Raw genomic sequence first — 21,128 nt, 5'->3', positions numbered from 1 at the left:
ATAACCAAAGAATCCTGCCCGGCACAGGCGAAAACGTCAAACGTCCAATTACGATTCAGATACAAAGAGAGGATGTCTAAAGCAATGAATTTTATCGATCAGATGATTGAAAAGGCAATCGCCGACAAAAAGACGATCGTCCTTCCGGAGGGTACCGATCCGCGCGTCGTCACGGCTGCCGCCGAAGTAGTCAAACGCAAAATCGCGAACGTGATTCTGCTCGGCAAAGAAGAGGAGATCAGGAAGGCGGCGGACGGAGCCGACCTTTCCGGTATAAAAATCATCGACCCGGAAAACACCGATCTGCACGACGATTACTCCAACACCTTTTATGAAATGCGCAAGGCCAAGGGCATGACCCCGGAAAAAGCCTCCGAAACCATGAAGGACGCAACCTATTTCGGCGTCATGCTGGTGAAAAAGGGCGTCGCGGACGGCATGGTTTCCGGCGCGTGCCACTCCACCGCGAACACGCTCCGCCCGGCGCTGCAGATCATCCGCACCGCTCCGGACGCGAAAATGGTCTCCGCGTTCTTCCTCATCAACGTTCCGAACTGCGAATACGGCGAGAACGGCACGTTCATCTTCGCGGACAGCGGCCTGAACATCAACCCGAGCGCGGACGAGCTTTCCGAAATCGCCATCGCTTCCGCCAAAACCTTCCGGTCCCTGGTCGGCGCGGAGCCGAAGGTCGCCATGCTTTCCTTCTCCACCAAGGGCAGCGGCAAGGACGCGCTGGTCGACAAGGTCGTCGAGGCGACGAAGCTGGCGAAGGAAAAAGCGCCGGATCTTCTGCTGGACGGCGAGCTGCAGGCGGACGCCGCCCTGGTCCCGGCCGTCGCGGCCTCCAAGGCTCCGGGCAGCAAGGTCGCGGGCCATGCGAACGTGCTCATCTTCCCGGACCTGAACGTCGGCAACATCGGCTACAAGCTGGTGGAGCGCCTCGCGAAAGCGGAAGCCTACGGCCCGATCCTGCAGGGCATCGCCAAGCCGGTCAACGACCTGTCCCGCGGCTGCAAGGCCGAGGACATCGTCGGCGTGGTCGCCATCACCGCCGTCCAGGCGCAGTGCAAGTAACCCTTTTCCGCAATGAAAACCGAATTCCACTGGATATGCCTGTCCGAAAATCTTCGGGCGGGCATTTCTTCAACAGAAAGAGGATGATTCCATGCTGAGAGACCGGGTAAGGGACTATTACCTTTTAAAAGACAACAACTGCGCGGAAACGGCGCTGCACGCGATCGACGACGAATACCGTTTGAACCTTTCGGAAGAATCGTTCAAGCTGATCGGCGGTTTCGGCGGCGGAATGGGCTGCGGAAAGGCATGCGGCGCGCTCTGCGCCTGCGTCGCCGCCCTCGGCGAAATGACGATTGAGGAACGCGCCCACGCTACGCCGGAATTTAAAGAGCGCTGCGCCGCCCTGGTGGAAAAATTCACCGAAAAGCTGGGGGACACGGAGTGCTGCGAGCTGACGAAAAAGTACAAGAAAGAAGATACCCGCTGTCTTGACACCGTCCTGCTCGCGGCGGATGCGTTTGAAGAATTCCTGAAAGAGAAAAACGCTTAAAAAGCGTTTTGGCGCCGGTTTCTTTGCGTCCGTGTCCAAATAGAAAATTTCCGCGCCGTCCAGTTTTGCAATCTTTCTGTAAAGCTTCCCCTGATTCATTTTTAATTCCTTTCTTTCCCGCTCTACCCCTGCAACCAGTGCTTTTTCATGTTGACGCGTCCTCCGGGCAGAAAAGCGATTCCCTCGCGTTCCAGCAGGGCCCGCTGGGCCCCCGGCCCTCCGAACGCCTCCGCTGGCGCGAGCGCGCCGTTTTTCCCCACGACCCGATGGCAGGGCAGGCCCGGCGGCGCAAGGCGCATCGCACGCCCGACAAAACGCGCCGCGCGCGGCTTCCCCGCGTAAAAAGCGATCTGCCCATAGGTCATCACGCTGCCCGCCGGAATTTCCGATACAATCCGGTAAACGCGCTGATAAAACGTTCGGGAATCCATTTTTTCTCCTTTCACGTCTTTGCCGGAATCATTTGAGGTTCTGCGTAAAGAACCGGTACGCGTTGTTGAAAAAGATGTCGTCCGCAAGCTTTTCCCCGAAGCTCGCGCGCATCGCGTCGTAAAGCAGGCCCATGTCCCCGATGCCCCGGACTTCGGCCTCAAGACGGCACCCGTCCAGGTCCGCCCCTACGGCGACCGTCTTTTCACCGCCAAGATTCAGGAAATGCTCCGCGTGCCGCAGCAGGTCCTCGACCGTGCCGCTGCCGCCGGTGAACTTCGAAAACAGGTTCAGCCCGACCACGCCGCCGCGCCCCGCGATTTCGCGGAACTGGTCGTCCGTCAGGTTCCGCGGGTGGTCCGTGACGTGCTTTGAGTCGGAATGTGTCGCGACAAACGGGCCCTTGACAAGCCGCGCGACGTCCCAGAAACCTTTTTCCGACAGATGGGAAACGTCGACCGCCATGCCGAGCTCTGCCATTTCCCGCACGACCTCTTTTCCGAACCGGGAAAGCCCCTCCGCAGACGGGGTCATACAGCCGTCCCCCAGCTCGTTCGGCCCGTTCCAGGTGAGCGTGATCATCCGCACGCCCTCCTCCCGCGTTTTCGCAAGATTGGAAAGCTCCCCGCCAAGGGCGGCAGCCCCCTCGATGGAAAGCAGCGCCATGTTCCGCCCGCCGGACCGCGCCCGTTCCAGCTCCCGCCCGTCCCGGCAGAGCACGGGCGCTCCGTTTTCTTTTTCTTCGGCCAGCATTTCCTTCAGGTTTTTGACCACCGCCTGAAAATAGTGAAAGGCGGCTTCTCCCCGCAGCCCGTCGCGGATAAAGACCGCGAACACCTGCGCCCACAGGTCAAACCGCTTTGTCCTTTTCAAATCGATGTGCAGCCCGTTTTCCGACAGACCCAGCTTTTTCTCATAGCACTCCGTCGCGGTGTCGCAGTGCAGGTCAAAATACTTCATACGGCGCTTCCTTTCTGTTTTCATAACCGTTCTTCCATTATAATACGAATTCCGAATGGGAAAATGAGAAAAGTTGAATTCGCGGCGTCTTTTCTCTTTTTTGGCATTTGACTTTTGCCGCAACTGTGTTATAATACAGTAGTTATCCGCCCGTGGCGAAGCTGGATATCGCAGCAGATTCCGATTCTGAAGGCCGGGGGTTCGAATCCCTCCGGGCGGGCCAACAGTTTTTTCCCGATCCCGCGTGGGATAGAAGTGCCCGCGGCACTTCTTTCGCGAAGAGCGGCGCGGCGGCGGTCTTTCCGCCGGTGAATCCCTCCGGGCGGACTAATTGAAAAAGGCAGGCGGGTTTTTATAACCCGCCTGCGGTCATATTCCCGGTGATTTTTCCTTTCCCCGGACGGCTCAGCGTTTCACGCGATACTTTTGCGGCGGGGATTTTGATAAAGCATTCATAAATACAGGGGGAGAGCATCAGTGAACGTACTTGTCATCGGCTGTGGGCGCCTCGGTTCAAGGCTTGCCGGAATTCTGGACGAACAGGGGCACGACGTGACCGTTGTGGACGCCGACCCGGACTCTTTTCACAATCTGAAAAAAGATTTCAGCGGCATCACCATCGTCGGGATGCCGATGGACATCAAGGCTCTGCGCAACGCCGGCGTGGAAGGCTGCGACGCCATGGCGGTCGTTACGCCGGACGACAACCTGAATATCACGGTTTCACAGATGGCGCGGGAATTTTTCGGGATCGACAACGTGGTGGCCCGCATTTCGGACCCCCTGCGCGAAAATGTGTTCAAGAGCTTCGGCCTGAAAACGGTCTGCCCGACCAAGCTGGCGGGGGACGCCATCTCGACCGCGCTGACGCTTCCGTGGGAATCGAAAACCGTGACGCTCGGAACCTCCACCGCAACGTTCCACATTAAAGAGGTTGATTATGCGCACGACGGCATCCGGCTTTCCGAAGTCCCCAAAGACGACGGCGAAGTGATCTTCGGGGTCATTGCCTCCGACGGTCAGATGACTCTGTGCCGGGGCGGCAATGAAAATCCGGTTCTGGAAGAGGGCGACCGGGTCGTCCTTGCGTCCGTGATCGACTGACCGAAGGAGGATTTCTGATGAAGATCATCATTGTCGGCGGCGGCAAACTGGGCAACCAGATTGCGCGCAACATGCTGGAACGGAAATACACCGTCAAACTGATTGAAAAGGACAAGGTGAAATGCACCCGCCTCGCCAACGACCTTGACGCCGAGGTAATTTTCGGCGACGGCACCGAGCTGGACGCGCTGGAAGAAGCCGGCGCGAAAAGCGCGGACTGCTTTATCGCCGTAACCGGAAGCGACCAGGACAACCTTGTCGCTTCTCAGCTTGCAAAAAAGGAATTTAAAATCAAAAAGGTGATCGCAAGGAACAACGACCCCCGCAACCTGGACGCGCTGCGCAAGCTCGGCCCGGATATCGCCGTGAGCAGCACGGAGATCATCACCAATATGATTGAGCAGGAAGTCGACAGCGCCCAGATGCACCTGCTGGCCACGCTGAACAAAGGGCGGGCGTCCATCAGCGCGCTCAAGCTGCCGGAAGACACGGCGCTCAAAGGCGTCACGCTGCGCGACCTGACCCTGCCGAACGGCTCGCTGATCATTTCCATCGTGCGCAACGAAACGCTGATTATCCCGAACGGCCTGACTTCCTTTCTTCCGAACGATGAAATCGTCGCGGTCTGCGACGGCAGCAGCGAAAGAACTCTGCTGAAGACCCTGGGCGCCAGAAAGTAAGCCGGCTTGGATTAAACGGGAGGTCATCTCATGGAATACTCCGTTTCGCGCTTGATTTCGGAAATGATCCGCTACAACGCGGGCGACCCCAGACGAATCCATCACGCGCTGAAGGTTTATGCGTTTTCCAAGGCCATCGGCGGGGAAGAACGCCTCTCTCCGGCGCAGCGCAAGATTTTGGAGGCCGCGGCGGTGCTTCACGACATCGGCATCCATGAGAGCGAGCGGAAATACGGCTCCTCCGCGGGCCGCTATCAGGAACTGGAAGGTCCTCCGGCGGCGCGGGAGCTTCTAAAACCGTTCGACCTGCCGACTGAATTTACGGACCGGGTCTGCTACCTGATCGGGCATCACCATACCTATGACGGAATCGACGGAATCGATTATCAGATTCTGGTGGAAGCGGACTTCCTCGTCAACCTGTATGAGGACGGCTGCACGCGGGAGGCGGCCCGGTCGGCTTTGGAACGGGTTTTTAAAACGGAGACCGGCAAAGGATATCTTAAGAGTATGTTTTTCTCGGAATAAGCACCGGACCAACGGCGCGCGGAATCAACCGCGCGCCGTTTTTTCCGTTCGGCCGTTACTTTTTACCCGCCGCGAGGTACACGTTCTTAATCGGGGATTCCCATTCGACGTTCCGGAACGCCGAACGCTCCAAAATAGCACGGATTTCTTTTGCGGAGCACGTTCCGCCGGATTCCCCTCCGTAGCGCGCGACCACCCGCGCAAGGGTCAGTCCGGCCGGCGTCCTCCCGTATCCGAACAGGATCAGCGTTCCGTCCTTTCTCAGCACCCGGTAAAACTGGTTGACCGCCCGCGCGGGGGTTTGGCATCGGCGGATCGGGTTGCCGCAAATCAGCAGGTCGAACGACGCGTCCGGATACGGCAGGTTTTCCGCGTCGCCGACCGTTACCTGCGCGCGTCCGCCAAGCCGCTCCGCCGCCGCTTTGATCCGCCGCTCCGACAGATCGATCCCGCAGGCGCGGATTCCGGGATGTTCCGCAAGAAGCAGCTCCAAAAGCTCTCCGCGCCGGCACCCGACGTCGAGAACCGACCGGAATTCGAGCGGGCCGGTCCTCTGCAGCAGCAGCCCGGCGATCCGCACCCGCTCCGCCGACCGCGGGCCGGTCCGTGCCGCCGTTCTTTTTTCATCCATCCATGACACCGGCTTCCCTGTAAAAATGGGTTTCCCGCAGATCCTTCGTTGGATTGCGGGAATTAATTTCGTATTATAATCAATTTTATCGGCAAAGTAAATAGACTCAGAAGAACTTCCGATAAAATTTTTCTTCCACCAGCTCCATCAGGCTGCGGACATATCCGTCGCCGACGGAAAGCGCGTCCTTTTCGCAGAGATTGGAATTTTCATCGTACACGCCGACCGCGGCCATCCCCGCCGCCTTCGCCCCGATCAGGCCGGGCAGCACGTCCTCAAAAACCGCGCAGGAACCGGGCGTAACGCCGAGCCGTTCGGCGCACAGCAGGTAAACGTCCGGGAATCCCTTTCCCCGGGCGGTTTCCGTCACGGAGGCAAACGCGCCGAAGAGGGCGTGGATTCCATTATGCTTCAGCGCCGGACCGTACAGCTCTTCCGGCAGCGCGGTCGCCACGCCGAGCCTGACCCCGCGTTCCCCCAGAAAGCGCAGGCATTCCCGCGCGCCGGGCTTCAGCGCGATATGATGCGCGTATTCCCGCGCGACCATGCCGTTCCATTCGCGGATGAGCTCCTCCGGCGCTTCCGGCAGGGCGAACCTGCCGATGGTATAGCGCGCCGCCTCGGTAAAGCTCATCGCGGATACCGTTTCGGTATAATCCGGCGGTATCTCAAGGCCCCTGCACCGCAGAAAGTCCCGGTCCACCCGGCTCCACACGGTCAGCGAATCGAGCAGCGTTCCGTCCAGGTCAAAAACCGCCGCGGTATATTTTTCCATTTCCGTTCTCCTTTTCCCACGCAAAAGCGCCGGGGGCTTTCCCTCCGGCGCCGATCTGTTCTCATTTTAACATGCCCCGAAGGAAGAGTCAATCCGCGGTCATTTCACCGGATGCTTTCTCATGTGGTCGAGGAATTTGTCCGTTTCGCGCGCGACCACGCCGCTCAGGCAAAACAGGGCGATCAGGTTGGGGAACGCCATCAGGCCGTTCAGGATATCCGCGATGTTCCACACGGCGCTGACCGTCAGGAACGGGCCGGCCAGAACGGCGAGGACCCACAGCCAGCCGTAAACCTTGACCGCGCCCATGTTTTTGTTGCAAAGATACTCAACGCAGCGGGAGCCGTAGTAATTCCAGCCGAGGATGGTCGTAAAGGCAAACAGGACCAGGCAGGCCATGATGATGAACTCGCCGACGCGCGGCGCGAAGAAGAACCCTTTCCGAAACGCGTCTGCGGTAATCTGGACGCCCTCCAGCCCCGGAACCTTCCACGCGTCCGAAGCGATGATGCAAAGGCCCGTGATGTTGCAGATAATGATGGTGTCGAAAAAGGTCCCGAGCATGGAAACCAGGCCCTGCTGAGCGGCCCAGTCCACCTGCCCGGCGGCCGCCGCAATCGGCGCGCTGCCGAGGCCCGCCTCGTTGGAGAAGATTCCGCGGGAAATCCCCTTCTGGATCGCAGCCGAAACCGCCGCGCCCGCAAAGCCGCCGACCGCCGCCGTGCCGCGGAACGCGCCGGAGAAAATCGCTCCGAACGCCTCGGGCAGACGGCCCGCGTTATAGATCAGCAGGTAAATCCCGCAGGCCACATAAACCACGAACATAAACGGCACCACGACCTGCGCCACGCTGGAGATGCGCCGGATCCCGCCCACGATGACCAGAGCGGTCAGCGCTGTGACGACCACGGCGGTAATCACGAGCGCACAGGTGTATTTCATTCCGAAAATCGTAATGGTGTGCGCCTGCTGCGGATCGGCGAAATCCTGCACCGCACTGGTGATGCCGTTGATCTGCGTCATGGTGCCGATGCCGAGCAGGCCGGCTGCCGCGCCGAAAAACGCGAACAGCTTCGCAAGCCAGCGAAAGCTGATGTGGAACCGCTCCCGCATGCCGCGCTCGATGTAGTAGAAGGTCCCGCCCAGAACATGCCCGTCCTCATCCACATCGCGGTACTTGACGGCGAGCGTCGCCTCCGAATACTTTGTCGCCATGCCGAAGCACGCGGTCAGAATCATCCAGAACAGCGCGCCCGGCCCCCCGACGCTGATGGCCGTCGCAACGCCGACAATATTGCCGGTGCCCACGGTCGCGGAAAGGGCTGTGCAGAGCGCCGCAAAGCTGCTCACTTCCCCCGCGGCCCCGTCCCCGCTGCTGCGCATGAAGCGGAACGCGTTCGGCATCTCCCGGATCTGAACGGCGCGCAGCCGCACCGTCAGCAGAATCCCAAGGATCAGGATCATCGCGATCAGCGGCAGCCCCCAGACCCATCCGTCAATTTTTTCAATCCAGGCATTTACGTTTTCCATTTCATCAGACTCCTTTTCCGGCTGATTTGCGTCCGGAGCCGCCCCGGGCGCTCCGTCTTTCCCCGGCAAAACCGCGCCGGCCTCACCGCTTTCGTTCCCCCGGCGAACCATTTCCATTCCGCGCAGGAAAAGAAAAAGGAACCCGAATATTTCATCGGATTCCTCTGATTGTTCCTCCAAAAAGGCATTGCTCCAAAGAGTTGTCATTCCGCCTTTGGAACTAAACTTAATTAAGTATACCAAGCGGAATTTAGTTTGTCAAGTGATTTTCGGCGTTAAAAACCGAAGCGGCCGCGGAACAAAGGAAAGCACAGACGGTTTCGTCTCCCCGGAAAGAAAGGCTCAGAGCCTCTCGATTTCCTTGCTCCAAAGCGCCGCGGAGGCGTCGCTCGGCATGCGCCAGTCGCCGCGCTGAGACAGCGAAACAGAGCCGACCTTCGGCCCGTCCGGCAGGGCGGAACGCTTAAACTGGTTCGTGAAAAAGCGGCGGTAAAATTCGCCCAGCCACTTTTTCACCGTTGCTCCGTCATACCGCCCCTCAAACGCGGAAAGCGCCATGCGGTAAATTTTTCCCGGCGTGAAACCGAAGCGCATCATGTAGTACAGGAAGAAATCGTGCAGCTCGTACGGGCCGACGATGTGCTCCGTCTTCTGGGCGATTTCCCCGTTTTCCTCCGGCGGAAGCAGCTCCGGGCTGACGGGAGTATCGAGAACGTCCTCCAGCAAAGCGCGAAGCTCCTCCGGGCCGGTCACCGCCGCGTGGTGCACCAGGTGCCGCACCAGCGTCTTCGGAATCGAACAGTTCACCCCGTACATCGACATGATGTCCCCGTTGTAGGTTGCCCAGCCGAGCGCCAGCTCCGACAAATCGCCCGTGCCGATCACCAGCCCCCCGTGCTGGTTGGCAAGGTCCATCAGAACCTGCGTGCGCTCGCGCGCCTGCGCATTTTCATAGGTGACGTCCCGGTTTTCCGGGTCGTGCCCGATGTCCTGAAAGTGCCTTGAAACCGAGTCGCCGATCGGCACCTCCAGAAACCGCGCGTTTAAAAACTCCGCCAGCTTCTGCGCGTTACCGCGGGTTCGGCCGGTGGTGCCGAAGCCCGGCATCGTCACGGCCAGAATTCCCTTATGGTCCATGCCCAGCAAATCGAACGCCCGCGCGACGACCAGCAGGGCAAGGGTGGAGTCCAGCCCGCCGGAAACGCCGATCACGGCGCACTTGGAGCCGGTGTGCCTGAGCCTGGTCTTCAGCCCGGCGGCCTGCAGGTTCAGGATCATTTCGCAGCGTTCCGCAAGGTCGCGAACGTCGTCCGGAACAAACGGCGTCGCGGGGAATTTCCGCTCCAGCTTAAATTCCGGCATTTCAATGGAAAATTCGATTTCATGGGCGGCTCCCTCGTTGCGCCAGGTCGTCATGCGCAGGCGTTCCTGAGAAAGGCGCTCCAAATCCACGTCCGCCGTGGTCAGGCCGGTCGTGAACTGTTCCGATTCCGCAAGCACCGTCCCGTTTTCGGCAATGACGCTGTGCCCGGCGTAGATCAGATCGGTCGAGGATTCGCCCTCGCCCGCGTCCGCGTAGCAGTAAGCGCAGACCAGGTGCCCGGACTGCATCCGCACCAGGTCGCGGCGGTAAGAGGCTTTGCCGATGATTTCATCGCTTGCGGAAAGATTGAAAATCACCGTCGCGCCGCTCTGCGCCAAATGCACCGACGGCGGGCAGGGGACCCACAGGTCCTCGCAGATTTCGGCGCCGACCGAAAAGCCGGGCACGCTGCCGCAGCGGAACACAAGATCCCGCCCGAGCGGAACCTCCCGCCCGCAGAGGGTTGCCTGCCGATAATCCGGGCCGGGCGTAAAATACCTCGCTTCGTAAAATTCGGTGTAGTTCGGCAGGTTCGTTTTCGGCACCAGCCCCAGAAGCTCGCCGCGGCAGAAGACCGCCGCGCAGTTGTAAAGATCCGCGCCGACCGCGGCCGGAAGTCCGACCAGCGTGAGCAGATTGAGCCTCTGCGACCGGGCCAGCAGCTCGGCAAGGGCCGATTCCGCGCCGGAAATCAGCGTCCGGTCGCGGAACAGGTCGCCGCAGGTGTAGCCCGTCAGGCAGAGCTCCGGAAACGCGGCCGCGGCGACGCCGCGCTTTTCGCATTCCTGCATCAGAGACCAGACCGACTCAAGATTATACCGGCAGTCGGCCACCCGGATTTCCGGAGTGGCCGCCGCAATTTTTAAAAAACCGTCATTCATGTTTGATTCCTCCGCTGTTTGCCGCCTGCCCGGCTTCGCGAACCGGCGGCTCCGCCGCGTTCGCCGCGCGCGCGGATTTCATGCCGGCCCGCCTGCGCTCCGGAACCGCGAAAAACGCCCCGACCACAATGCAGGAATAATAGGCAAGCAGGCGCCACAAGAGCATCGCCTGCTGAATGATCCCCGGCGCGAAAAACATCTGGAAAATCACGAGAAAGCTCCCCTCGGCCGCACCCGCCGCGCCGGGCAGCGGGGTGTAGCCGGAAATCATGGTGACGAAGCTCTGCGCCGAAATCATATCGACGACGGGAGCGCCGGGGTTGTGAAAGGCCTTATAAATAAAAAAAGGCACCAGAAAAAGCGCCGTCAGCTGAATGACCGTAAAGCCGTATATTTTAACGCCGAGCGAACGCTTTCCCTGAAGGGCACGGTTGTTTTCCAGAAAAAACTCCAGCTGGCCCTTCACCTTTTCTCCCGTTTCCCGCGGCTTTTTCACCAGGTGAACCCGGGTCAGGACCCACACGGCGCCGCGGATGAGTTTTGTGGTGAACCCCGGACTGTAGGAAAACAGAACCAGCGCGACGACCAGGGCGGCCTGATACAGAAATCCGACGAACGCCAGCGCCATAAAGCCCTGAATCCTGCTCTGAAAAAACTTGTATTTCACCAGAATGACCAGCAGGGAATACACGGTAAGGGAGGTCTGGTACGCCAGAAATTTTTTGACCAGCGTCGAAACGGCGACCCCGGTGGAAATTCCCTGCCCGGTCAGCGCGAGAAACTGCATGGGCTGGCCCGCCAGCGCGTAGGGCGTGATAGAGTTAAAGTACTGCCCCACCATCGTAACCCGAAACGCGCTGCCGAATCCGTACCGGCCGCCGCTGGTATGAAAAATCAGGGTGTGAATGATCAGGCTGTCCATCATCCAGTTCAGGAAAACGCTCGCAGCGGCGCAGAGCATCCAGAAAAGGCTGATGTTCGGCAGACTTTGAATCAAAACGGCAAGGTTGTTTCCGGAAACGCAGAAATAGACCAGCATCCCCAGCGTCAGCGCAAACAGCGCCGCCTGAAAGATCTTTCGCCGTTTTGTATTTTCTTCCACCAACCGTTCCGACGGCACCCGTCGCTCACCTCGTTTACGTTCCCGCCGCAGACTATCGAACCGAGTAGTTTTCCTCCAGCTTTTCCGGCGAGGCAACCACTTCCGAAAATTCGCACAGTGCCTTGGAACTGATCTTATCCGCGGAATAGACCCGCATCGCTTTGGAAATCTGCCGCATGTTCGTCATACACCCACGCATACATTTTTTCTCGCCATGCATTTTTAATACATATAAATAACAGCAGTTGCAGGTTTTTCTGGTCAGCGCAAGATAACTTTTTTTATATTTTTCAAACAGTCCGTTTTTTTCAAGGGAAATCCGGACCATTGCGATCGCGCGGATAAAGTCGTTGATCTTATTCGCGTTCATGGTCGCGAGCGTGCTCATGGAGTGCTGATTGTAGTAATAAAGGGGCCGGTCCAGAACGACGACCCGGTCCGCGTGGGCAAACACCTTGTTTGCGGTGGCCATGTCCTCGAAGCACATGGTGGGAAAGGTGATGCCGTAATCCGTAAACAGGCTGCGGCGGTACAGCTTGTTCCACACCAGGCTTTGAATCTGCACGTCGCGCAATAGCTTATTCATGGCCTGCGTGCGGTTAAAGACGCCCTTGCAGCGAAAGGGATATTCAAACAGAAAATCACTGTCGATAAAATGGTAATAATAATAACAGCAGGAAATATCCGCGCCGTAATTCACGCACGCGTCATGCAGTTCCTCCAGAAAAGTCGGCGCGACATAGTCGTCGCTGTCGACAAAGGTCAGGTATTCCCCCCGCGCGAGGGCCATTCCGGCGTTTCTTGCCTGGGACATTCCCTCGTTTTTCTGGTCAATGATCGTAATATTGTCATATTTTTCTTCAAAATGGCGCAGAATCTCGAGGGAGCCGTCCGTGGAGCCGTCGTTGACGGCGATAATTTCAAAATCCCCAAAGGTCTGCTCCTCCAGAGACAGAAGGCATTTTCCCACGTATTTTTCAACATTGTAAACAGGTATCACAACACTGATTACCGGCGTATGCGTCTCAGTCAAATCGGTTCTTCCTTTCCAAGACAGCGTTTTCCGCAGGCGCGGTTCCGCTTGTTGTGAAGTCTAAAAAACGGCACATCCGGCTCTTCAAAAAGTCAAGCCTGCCGTCATCACCATTTTTGCAGATTGCGGCATAAAAGTCAAGTTGTTTTTCGCGCGGCGCGGCGTCTCTCCGCCGTTTCACGCCGCGGGTTCCCCCTGCGCGGTAACATCGTCGTTCGCCGCCGCGCCCGCGGCGGAATCTTCGGAAACCGGCGAAGAGGCGGCCGGCGCGGAAGAAGCGGGCGGAGCGGAGGAAACCTTCGCCGCGGGCGACGGGGAGGACGCGGGTTTGGAGGATTCCGCCGGCTGCGAGGAAGCGCCCCGCGCCGCGGATTCGCGGGTCAGGTCGGTCCCTTTGCCGTAGGCATAATAGGCCGGCTGCGGCCGGTAATAAGAGGACGGCAGGTCTTCGGTTTTTACCGACGTCCCGTTCCTGCGAAAAATTCTCTGCGCCTTCACCTTATATCCGGCGCGCGCCTTGGAGGTCATCTTGATTACGCCCTTATTCAGCGACGGGTCCAGAATATACTGCGCCTGCGTCGGGGCGGAAATGGTATCGGTCACCTGCGAAACGACGTCGACCGAGTCGTATCCGTCCGGATGATAGCCGTAGACGGCCGCCGTCAGCACGCGGTTTTTCACGGACGTGACCAGGTACACGGGGTAATCGGCCGGATTGGTAAATTTAAAATCCAGACCCGGGTAGCTGACGGTCGCGTCCTGCCCGATCGGGCAGTAGCTGGACGGGATGGAGTGATTGTACCGCTCGGTGATTTTCATTCCGGCGCGTACCGCGGCGCCGTAAACGGTGGTGGAGGCCTGGCAGATGCCGCCGCCGTATTCCTGAACCAGCTTTCCGTTTAAGATCGCGCCGGCCTGCTTGTAACCCTGCGCCTGGCCGCACTCTCCCGCGGTGCCGAAAAAGGAGAACGTCGCCCCCGGTTCCACACAGACTCCGTTTGCGGAAAGGAGCGCTCTCGTCATATTATAGGTTCCGTTCGCGTTGTTTTTACTGACCGTGCTGAAAGTTCCCAGCAATTTCATGTGGGCTTTCAAGTCGTCAAGCGTGCCTTTAAACGGGACTTCCCCGGTTGAAAGCGAAACCGTTCCCACCCCGCCGGATTCCAGCACGGATTTTGCCCCCGCGAGCAGTTTTTCCCGGTCGACCGAAACGCCGTTTTTCCCGTTTGCAAACGAAAACTGCTTTGTCTCCGTGTTGAAAGCGGTCACACGCGGGTTCTGCGCGGCGGTATCCACTTCGTCGGCGACGGCGTTCAACGCGGACTCGAGGGACGATTCCTCCACTTTGCCCGTCACCGTATAGGTTTTCGGCGAGGTCTTCAGGCTTTGCACCTGCCGGTAGCGCTCTTCCCGGTCCCCGCTGCGCGCCCAGGCGTAGGCCTCTTTCAGAACATCATTCGTATTATATTGAAACTTCAGATTCTTATTCGTAATCCGCCAGGTTTTGCCTGCGCCGGCAATCCGCAGCTCCACCGGGCTCTGCGCGCCGGACAGGGCCGCTTCCACGGCCGCTTGCGCCTCGCTCATGCTTTTCCCGCCCAGTTCGACGCCCTGAACGACAATTCCGGAATAGAACGCGTCGGTGTCGATCGCGGCGGATACCTCCCTGGAATGTTGATATCCTAAATAGAGACTGCGTCCCAGCACCGCGCCCGCGACAATCAGCAAAACCAGCGCGCCGGCAACGGCAGCTTTGGTTTTCCTTCCGGGTTTTCCCACGGCCTGAGGCTGCAGGGCCTTGTTTTCAGCAATCATGCACGTACCCCCTGTTCGGCCATGCGGCCGCGACTCCATTATATCCCCTGCTCCGCCCCGCGTAAAGTCACAGTCCTGTTACCATTTTGGCTTGCGCTTTCGCGCCGCCGGGGCATGGTATCTTTTCCAAATATATGATATAATAATTTTGGTATAACCGGCGAAAGCTCCGCAAATGATCAAATTCAGGGGTGTTTACGTGAAACTCTTAATTCTAACCGCGGCAACCGGCGGCGGGCATATCCGCGCCTCCCGCGCCATACAGGCCTATATTTCAAAGAACTCCGCCGGCAGCGAAGTGGTTGTGGTCGACGCGCTGAAAAGCATCAGCAGCGTTCTGAACAAAACTGTCTGCGACGGATATCATTTTCTTGCGACAAAAACGCCGAAGGTATTCGGCCAGCTTTACCGCAAAACAAACGAAGAGAGCCTTCTTTCCACTCTGGTCTCCCGGTTCAGCGGGGCGTTCAGCCTGAAGCTGGTGCCGCTTCTGGAGCGGGAAAGACCGGATGTGATTATTTCCACCCACCCGTTCGCGACCGAAATGATCTCTCACCTGAAATGGGCGGGCGCCGTCACGGCCCCGCTGATCTGCCTGATGACCGATTACGGCCCGCACCGCGCGTGGGTTGCCGACCATGTGGACGCCTATGTGGTCGCGAACGGCGACATGATCTCTGAAATGGAAGCGATGGGCGTCCCGAAAGAAAAAATTTACCCGTTCGGGATTCCGGTTGAAAACGTCTTCTTCACGGCGGGCGACCGGCCCGCTTTTCTGAAAAAGATCGGGCTGGACCCGTACCTTCCCACCATCCTGATTATGGCGGGCAGCTTCGGCGTGACCAACATTTTGAAAATCTACCGGCAGATCGTGCGGCTGGAGCAGAACTTTCAGATGATCGTCATCACCGGGCGCAACGAGCGCCTTTACGAGGAAATCGCCAAGCTGATTCCGGACAGCCCCAAGCCGACCAAACTGGTGTTTTTCACAAACGAGGTTGAAAATTATATGCACGCCGCGGACCTTTTGATTACAAAGCCCGGCGGGCTGACCGTTTCGGAGGCGCTCGCCTGCGGAATTCCGCTGGCCGTTTTCGACGCCATCCCCGGCCAGGAAGAGGACAACGCCAACTTCCTTCTGACCCATAACATGGCCGTCAAGCTGGAAAACGGCCAGGACTGCGGAGAGACCATCCGCTCTCTGCTTGCGGACAACCGAAAGCTGAGCGAAATGCGCTCCTCCTGCAAGGGCTTCGACAAATCCCGTTCCGCCGAAAACATCCTCCGGCTGATCCAGGAGTTGTACGAAAAATCCCGATAAAAAATTCCATGGCAGCAAAAAATCCCCCCGCGCGGTTTCCGAAAACTCCGCGCGGGGGGATTTTTTTGCGTTTTTTCTAAACCAGCTCGTCCAGAGTCCCGCCGGCCTGCGTGCTCAGGTCCGCCTTACTCTCTTCCGAAACCTCCTGTACCGCCGTCAGGCCGGAGACCGGAATCAGCATGCGGTAAGACGCTTTCAGCGCGGCCATGGAAAGCACCGTGCTGTCGCTTCGCTTCGCGCCGTCTTTTCCGTCTTTCTTTTTCAGTCCGGCCGGGCGTGAGGATTCCTGCCGTTTGATCCGGCGAATCTCCTGTTCGATTTTCGCAATCAGCTTTTCATATTTCCTGATTTTACTGGTGACTTCGGTCTGAGACATCCCGTTTTTATTCGCCTTGTCTTTGTAATCCGTTTTGAGCTTCTGGACATCCTGCTCGAGCCGGACCAGCTCCGAAATCCGGTCCTGTTCCGTGCTCTGCCCGGAATCCGCCGTCTGAGAGACTGCCGAAGCCGCCGCAATTCCTTCTACCGCCATAAAACACCCTGCTTTGCTTCTTGATAGAATATATATCGGCAGAAGAGCTGGAATATTTAGGAAGTCAGGGGTCGCTTTCTCATTTTTCTTTTCGTTTTTTAAATTCCGGCATGAATCCGGGTAAATCAGGGAATTCTACAAAAGCGGGCAAAGCCGGAATCAGGACTGCGGACCGGAGCGGCCCAGACAGAGCTCTTCCGGCCGGACAAACCCCATTCGAAGCGCCCGGTCGCGCAGGAATAAATAAAGCTCCGCCTGCGCCGCGCTGTAATACGGCAGAACAAACAGCATGCCGACGCCAAAGCAGAGCGCCCCCAGCAGAAACCATCCCAGAAAAGACAGGTCAAAAACAAAGATCGCGCCCTTTTGGCCGTCCGTCATTTCGCGGCTGATTTGCCGCGCGCGCTCGCCGGGCAGGGACGGGTTGTCGGAAAGAAGAAACGGAACCATGCTGTACTCCAATCCCTTTACAATTCCCGGAATGATCAGAAGCAAAGTCCAGAGACAAATAATAAGCTCCGTGAGAAACATGGCGCTCACGCCGTTCATGTAATTCCATCGGAACCCGCTGAACGCGGTTTCCACCTCGGCGGACTCGAAATGATTGCGGACAAAGTAGCGGGAAACTCCGATAACGAGGGGCTGCACGACAAAAATCGCGTACAATATTCCAAGCCACCCGAAATGGAAGCTCCATATGAAGCTGCCCTTCGCGCGCGTTTCGGCGGAAAACCACGGAAAAATTCCGAACCCGCGCCAGAATCCCGGGTCCGCAAGCTGAAAGCCTCCGGTTAAAAGCAAAAAAAGAAAAGTAACCAGAAAAGCGGTCCAGTACCTTCCGCGCAGGGCGACTTTCGCGTTTGATTTTAGTATTGACCGGTCCCACATGCCGAATCCCTCCAAAAATCCCATTCCATCCGATAAAACCCATACTGCCTATTCAGTATATGCGAACAGCCGGCCGGTCATCCGCGCTTTTATTATTCTACCGCAAATCCGCGGGGGATGCAATTCATGAGACCGGAGAAAAATCCATTTCATTTTCCATATATTTACAATTTCAATTCCCTGAGGTTGACATCCTGCAACCTACAAGTTATAATAGAGTTGTCTGTTTTTAAAAATGAACCGATCAATTTTCGATTTTGATAGGATTAAGGGAGTGATGGAATGCCGAAAGTAGAAGTCAAAAATTTATATAAAATTTTCGGTTCCAATCCAAAAAAGATCATCCCGCTTCTGGAAAAAGGGAAAGGGAAAGCCGAAATCCTGAAGTCCACGGGACACGGAGTCGGCGTGAACAACGCGAATTTTCAGGTGGAGGAAGGAGAAATCTTCGTCGTGATGGGGCTTTCCGGCAGCGGAAAGTCCACGCTGATCCGCTGCCTGAACCTGCTCATCCGGCCGACTGCCGGCGAGGTGCGGATCGACGGCGAAAACATCGCCGCCAGCAATAAGGAAGCCCTTTTGAAAATCCGCCGCAAAAAGATCGCGATGGTTTTTCAGAATTTCGCCCTGCTGCCGCACCGCACGGTGGAAAGCAACGTGGAATTCGGGCTTGAAATTCAGGGCGTGAACCCGAACACCCGCCGCGAAAGAGCGCGCGAAGCGCTTCGCCTGGTGGGGCTGGAGGGACACGAGGACCGCATGCCCTCCCAGCTTTCCGGCGGCATGCAGCAGCGCGTCGGCCTGGCGCGCGCGCTGGCGAACGACCCGGATATTCTTCTGATGGACGAAGCGTTCAGCGCGCTTGACCCGCTGATCCGCAAGGAGATGCAGGACGAGCTGCTGGCGCTGCAGACCAAAATGCACAAGACCATCATTTTTATCACGCACGACCTGGACGAGGCGCTGAAGCTCGGCGACAAGATCGCGATCATGAAGGACGGCGTCATCGTGCAGACCGGCACGCCGGAGGACATCCTTACGAATCCGGCGGACGATTACGTTCGCGAATTCGTACAGGACGTCAACCGCGTCAAGGTTGTCACCGCTTCCACCATCATGAGGAGGCCGGACCCCATCGCCTACGCGAAAGACGGCGTGCGGGTTGCCGTCCGCAAAATGAGGGAAGCCTCCATTTCCAGCATTTTCGTCGTCGACAGGGACCGGCACCTGAAAGGGATTCTCTCCATCGACAAAGCGGTGGACCTGCTGAAAGCAGGCGCCCACGAGCCGGAGAGCGTCAAGGACGCCATCGACACAAATGTGGAGACCGTTTCGCCCGACACCTCCATTGAAACACTTCTTCCCCTCGTCATCAATTCCAAATACCCGATCGTCGTGGTCGACGAGGAGCAAAAAGTGGTGGGCATCATTATGAAAGTATCCGTTCTGTCGGGTATCCTCGGGGAGGATGATGAAAATGTATAGACTTCCGATCGGGGATGTGGTGGAAAAGGCCATCGACTGGATGACGGAAAACTGGGCCGGTTTTTTCGGCGGGATCAAAATGATCCTGCTCTGGGTCGTAACTTCCTTCGAGCACCTGTTCAACTTTATCCCGTTCTATGTCATGATCGTGATTCTGGCGCTGCTTGCCTGGCGTCTCGCCGGCCGCGGCACCGCGATTTTTACCGCGGTCGGGCTTCTGGTCGTCGTTTCCATCGGCCTTTGGACGGAGACGATGGAAACGCTGGCTCTGGTCATAACCAGCACGCTGATCGCCCTGCTCATCGGGATCCCGGTCGGCATCTGGATGTCGCGAAGCGAATCGGCCAACCGCATCATCCGGCCGATTCTGGACTTCATGCAGACCATGCCCGCCTTTGTGTACCTGATTCCCGCGGTTTATTTCTTTGACCTCGGCGTGGTGCCGGGCGCCGTCGCGACCGTGATCTTCGCCATGCCGCCCGCCGTACGCCTGACAAACCTCGGCATCCGGCAGGTTCCGGGCGACGTGATCGAAGCGGCGCGCTCCTTCGGCTGCACCGGCAACCAGATGCTGTTCAAGGTGCAGATTCCGCTCGCAATGCCGACCATCCTGGCCGGGCTGAACCAGACGATCATGCTTTCGCTTTCCATGGTGGTCATTTCCTCCATGATCGGCGCGGAGGGCCTCGGCATCACCGTGCTGCAGGGCATCACGCAGCTGGAGGTCGGCAAGGGATTCGAGGGCGGCCTCGCCGTCGTCATTCTCGCGATGATTCTGGACCGCATCACGCAGGGAATCGGCAAATCAAACCGAAATAAGATCAACGCTAAATAATCTTATCGGAAAATGCCACTTTGGCTTTTCAATAAATTTACACATTCTATTCTGAAAGGGGATTGAAATGAAGAAATCAATTACAGCGGCAATACTGGCAGGCGCAATCTGCCTGGGTATGCTTGCGGGATGCGCCCAGAACGGGGAAAGCAGCTCCGCGGCGAGCCAGACAGGCAGCGCGAAAAACGGGGGAACGAAACCCGAGATTCAAATCGGTTACGTCAACTGGTCGGAAGATATCGCCATGACGAACCTGATGAGCGCGATTTTAAAAGATAAGATGGGGTACGATACCAAGCAGGTTCAGACGGACGTCGCGCCGGTATTTGCTTCTCTGGCAAGCGGCGGCACCGACGTTTTCCTGGATTGCTGGCTTCCGGTTACCCATAAAAGTTATATGGATAAATACGGTTCCGAAGTGAAGGATTACGGGGTCAGCTTTGACAACGCGAAAATCGGCCTGGTCGTTCCGTCCTATGTCGATATCGACAGCATCGACCAGCTGAACGCCAACAAAGATAAATTCGACGGCACCATTGTCGGCATCGATTCCGGCGCGGGAATCATGACGACGACCGACAAGGCGCTTGAGGATTACGGCCTTGATTACAAGCTGATGCCGGGCAGCGGCCCGACCATGACGGCGGCGCTGAAAAAGGCCGTTGACAACGAGGAGCCGATTGTTGTGACCGGCTGGCAGCCGCACTGGATGTTCGCCAAATGGGACTTGAAATTCCTGAAAGACCCGAAGGGAACCTACGGCGAAGCGGAATCCATCCACAAGCTCGGCTCTAAAAAGCTGGATGAGAAAGCTCCGGACGTTGCGAAGTTCCTCACCAATTTCAAGATGACAAGCGATCAGCTCGGCGACCTGATGGGCGCCGTCGCGGACGCGGACGATCCGCTGGAAGCGGCCCGTTCCTGGATGAACAGCAACGAGGACCTGGTCAACGGCTGGCTGCCCGCGAAATCTTAACCGACGGCATATCTTCCTCCAAACAGTATTTTTCAACAAGGAGCGGCGCCCCGTCCGGGGCGCCGCTCCTTGTTGAAATCCAAATCCGCCTAAGAATTAAAGGAACCTCTTCAGAGGTTTGTAAAGAAGGCCGCCGACGACCAGGCAGATGGCGATATCCGGCAGAAGAAAAGCATTATACGCCATGGAATAAAGCCACGGATGACCGCTCCATTCCGCCGGCACCCACGAAAGGTAAGCCGTCGCGCCCGAAATGACGTGACATACAAAGCGCAGAAGCACTCCCGTGAACATCCCCGCCACAAATTTCGGGAAGCTCCTGCCGTAAACGGCGGCAAGGCCCAGGAACGCAAACGCCAGAAGATAGTCAAAAAGAAACGATACCGTAATTGCCACGGGAGTCAGCCCCCACGACATCACAGCCGCGAGGTCCAGCAAAAGCTGGATCACCCCGTAGGTAAAGCCCGTGAGCAGGCCCCATTTTACGCCGTACTTGTAGCCGATCAGCAAAATCGGCAGCATGCTGCAAAGCGTCACCGACCCGCCCAGCGGCATCTGGTAAAGCTTGATCAGGCTCAGCACCGTCGCAAGCCCAAGCATGACCGCGCTTTCCACCAACCGGAGCACCGTCGGATTCAGTCCCGTTGTTTTCGTGTTCTCATTTGTCATAATTGCCCCTCCATTTCGTCC

22 protein-coding genes and 1 tRNA gene are annotated in these 21,128 nt (G+C 57.7%); 10 read left to right on the top strand and 13 right to left on the bottom strand.

Annotation, left to right across the window (positions count from 1 at the left end):
* Positions 1-72 precede the first annotated feature (72 nt).
* Positions 73-1,077, top strand: a complete 1,005-nt coding sequence (gene pta / locus CAFE_RS08390) for a phosphate acetyltransferase (protein ID WP_156990339.1) — start codon at positions 73-75, stop codon at positions 1,075-1,077.
* Between the two features lie 91 nt (positions 1,078-1,168).
* Positions 1,169-1,570, top strand: a complete 402-nt coding sequence (locus CAFE_RS08385) for a C-GCAxxG-C-C family (seleno)protein (protein WP_156990338.1) — start codon at positions 1,169-1,171, stop codon at positions 1,568-1,570.
* 122 nt (positions 1,571-1,692) lie between these two features.
* On the opposite strand, the gene CAFE_RS08380 is transcribed toward CAFE_RS08385, so the two are convergent.
* On the bottom strand, positions 1,693-2,001 hold the full coding sequence (locus tag CAFE_RS08380; protein ID WP_156990337.1) for an MGMT family protein: 309 nt from the start codon (positions 1,999-2,001) through the stop codon (positions 1,693-1,695).
* A gap of 28 nt (positions 2,002-2,029) precedes the next feature.
* A complete protein-coding gene (locus CAFE_RS08375; RefSeq protein WP_066645861.1) occupies positions 2,030-2,959 on the bottom strand; it encodes a dipeptidase in 930 nt (309 codons plus the stop codon).
* A 146-nt stretch (positions 2,960-3,105) separates the two neighbouring features.
* Here CAFE_RS08375 and CAFE_RS08370 point away from each other — a divergent pair.
* The 4 genes from CAFE_RS08370 to CAFE_RS08355 all read left to right on the top strand — a co-directional run bounded on the left by CAFE_RS08370 (position 3,106) and on the right by CAFE_RS08355 (position 5,271).
* Positions 3,106-3,182 (top strand) — tRNA-Arg (locus tag CAFE_RS08370).
* Between the two features lie 254 nt (positions 3,183-3,436).
* Positions 3,437-4,063, top strand: a complete 627-nt coding sequence (locus tag CAFE_RS08365) for a potassium channel family protein (RefSeq protein ID WP_330593900.1) — start codon at positions 3,437-3,439, stop codon at positions 4,061-4,063.
* A gap of 17 nt (positions 4,064-4,080) precedes the next feature.
* Positions 4,081-4,743, top strand: coding sequence for a potassium channel family protein (locus tag CAFE_RS08360; protein ID WP_066645576.1), 663 nt, complete (start codon positions 4,081-4,083; stop codon positions 4,741-4,743).
* A 30-nt stretch (positions 4,744-4,773) separates the two neighbouring features.
* Positions 4,774-5,271: an HD domain-containing protein gene (locus CAFE_RS08355; RefSeq protein ID WP_066645575.1), complete on the top strand. Its 498-nt coding sequence runs from the start codon at positions 4,774-4,776 to the stop codon at positions 5,269-5,271.
* Positions 5,272-5,326: 55 nt separating this feature from the next.
* Here CAFE_RS08355 and CAFE_RS08350 read toward each other — a convergent pair whose 3' ends face one another.
* The 8 genes from CAFE_RS08350 to CAFE_RS08315 form a co-directional block, all read right to left on the bottom strand.
* Entirely contained in the window at positions 5,327-5,902 is a 576-nt protein-coding gene (locus tag CAFE_RS08350; protein ID WP_156990336.1) for a class I SAM-dependent methyltransferase, read from the bottom strand.
* Between the two features lie 106 nt (positions 5,903-6,008).
* On the bottom strand, positions 6,009-6,677 hold the full coding sequence (locus CAFE_RS08345) for an HAD family hydrolase (RefSeq protein ID WP_066645572.1): 669 nt from the start codon (positions 6,675-6,677) through the stop codon (positions 6,009-6,011).
* A 99-nt stretch (positions 6,678-6,776) separates the two neighbouring features.
* On the bottom strand, positions 6,777-8,207 hold the full coding sequence (locus CAFE_RS08340) for an alanine/glycine:cation symporter family protein (RefSeq protein WP_066645860.1): 1,431 nt from the start codon (positions 8,205-8,207) through the stop codon (positions 6,777-6,779).
* A gap of 342 nt (positions 8,208-8,549) precedes the next feature.
* A complete protein-coding gene (locus tag CAFE_RS08335) occupies positions 8,550-10,451 on the bottom strand; it encodes an NAD(+) synthase (RefSeq protein ID WP_066645570.1) in 1,902 nt (633 codons plus the stop codon).
* Complete coding sequence (locus tag CAFE_RS08330) at positions 10,444-11,571, bottom strand: lysylphosphatidylglycerol synthase transmembrane domain-containing protein (RefSeq protein WP_066645568.1); 1,128 nt, start codon at positions 11,569-11,571, stop codon at positions 10,444-10,446. The genes CAFE_RS08335 and CAFE_RS08330 overlap by 8 nt, the downstream gene beginning before the upstream one ends.
* Positions 11,572-11,605: 34 nt before the next feature.
* Entirely contained in the window at positions 11,606-12,586 is a 981-nt protein-coding gene (locus CAFE_RS08325; protein ID WP_066645567.1) for a glycosyltransferase, read from the bottom strand.
* Complete coding sequence (locus CAFE_RS08320) at positions 12,579-12,767, bottom strand: hypothetical protein (protein WP_066645565.1); 189 nt, start codon at positions 12,765-12,767, stop codon at positions 12,579-12,581. The genes CAFE_RS08325 and CAFE_RS08320 overlap by 8 nt, the downstream gene beginning before the upstream one ends.
* Positions 12,764-14,401 (bottom strand): VanW family protein, encoded by a 1,638-nt coding sequence (locus CAFE_RS08315; protein ID WP_066645564.1) that lies wholly within the window; start codon positions 14,399-14,401, stop codon positions 12,764-12,766. The genes CAFE_RS08320 and CAFE_RS08315 overlap by 4 nt, the downstream gene beginning before the upstream one ends.
* Positions 14,402-14,600: 199 nt before the next feature.
* Between CAFE_RS08315 and CAFE_RS08310 the strand changes: the two genes are divergently transcribed.
* Positions 14,601-15,722 carry an MGDG synthase family glycosyltransferase gene (locus CAFE_RS08310; protein WP_066645859.1) on the top strand — a complete coding sequence of 374 codons (1,122 nt, stop codon included), beginning with the start codon at positions 14,601-14,603 and terminating at the stop codon, positions 15,720-15,722.
* A 76-nt stretch (positions 15,723-15,798) separates the two neighbouring features.
* Here CAFE_RS08310 and CAFE_RS08305 read toward each other — a convergent pair whose 3' ends face one another.
* Both CAFE_RS08305 and CAFE_RS08300 read right to left on the bottom strand, forming a co-directional pair.
* Entirely contained in the window at positions 15,799-16,254 is a 456-nt protein-coding gene (locus CAFE_RS08305; protein WP_066645563.1) for a hypothetical protein, read from the bottom strand.
* A gap of 159 nt (positions 16,255-16,413) precedes the next feature.
* Positions 16,414-17,166 (bottom strand): DUF975 family protein, encoded by a 753-nt coding sequence (locus tag CAFE_RS08300; RefSeq protein WP_233452753.1) that lies wholly within the window; start codon positions 17,164-17,166, stop codon positions 16,414-16,416.
* Positions 17,167-17,424: 258 nt separating this feature from the next.
* Between CAFE_RS08300 and CAFE_RS08295 the strand changes: the two genes are divergently transcribed.
* From CAFE_RS08295 to CAFE_RS08285, 3 genes are all read left to right on the top strand, one after another.
* Positions 17,425-18,627 (top strand): quaternary amine ABC transporter ATP-binding protein, encoded by a 1,203-nt coding sequence (locus CAFE_RS08295; protein WP_066645561.1) that lies wholly within the window; start codon positions 17,425-17,427, stop codon positions 18,625-18,627.
* The gene (locus CAFE_RS08290) at positions 18,620-19,462 is read left to right on the top strand and encodes an ABC transporter permease (protein WP_066645560.1); all 843 of its coding nucleotides are present in this window, start codon (positions 18,620-18,622) and stop codon (positions 19,460-19,462) included. Before CAFE_RS08295 ends, CAFE_RS08290 begins: the two co-directional genes overlap by 8 nt.
* A gap of 67 nt (positions 19,463-19,529) precedes the next feature.
* Positions 19,530-20,438, top strand: coding sequence for a glycine betaine ABC transporter substrate-binding protein (locus CAFE_RS08285; RefSeq protein ID WP_156990334.1), 909 nt, complete (start codon positions 19,530-19,532; stop codon positions 20,436-20,438).
* 96 nt (positions 20,439-20,534) lie between these two features.
* Here CAFE_RS08285 and CAFE_RS08280 read toward each other — a convergent pair whose 3' ends face one another.
* Positions 20,535-21,107 (bottom strand): energy-coupled thiamine transporter ThiT, encoded by a 573-nt coding sequence (locus CAFE_RS08280; RefSeq protein ID WP_156990333.1) that lies wholly within the window; start codon positions 21,105-21,107, stop codon positions 20,535-20,537.
* Positions 21,108-21,128 lie beyond the last annotated feature (21 nt).

Source organism: Caproicibacter fermentans, assembly GCF_009746625.1.
Classification (GTDB): Bacteria; Bacillota; Clostridia; order Oscillospirales; family Acutalibacteraceae; genus Caproicibacter; species Caproicibacter fermentans.
Note: the sequence above shows the minus strand (reverse complement) of the source record. Positions and strands in the feature narration are given on the sequence as shown.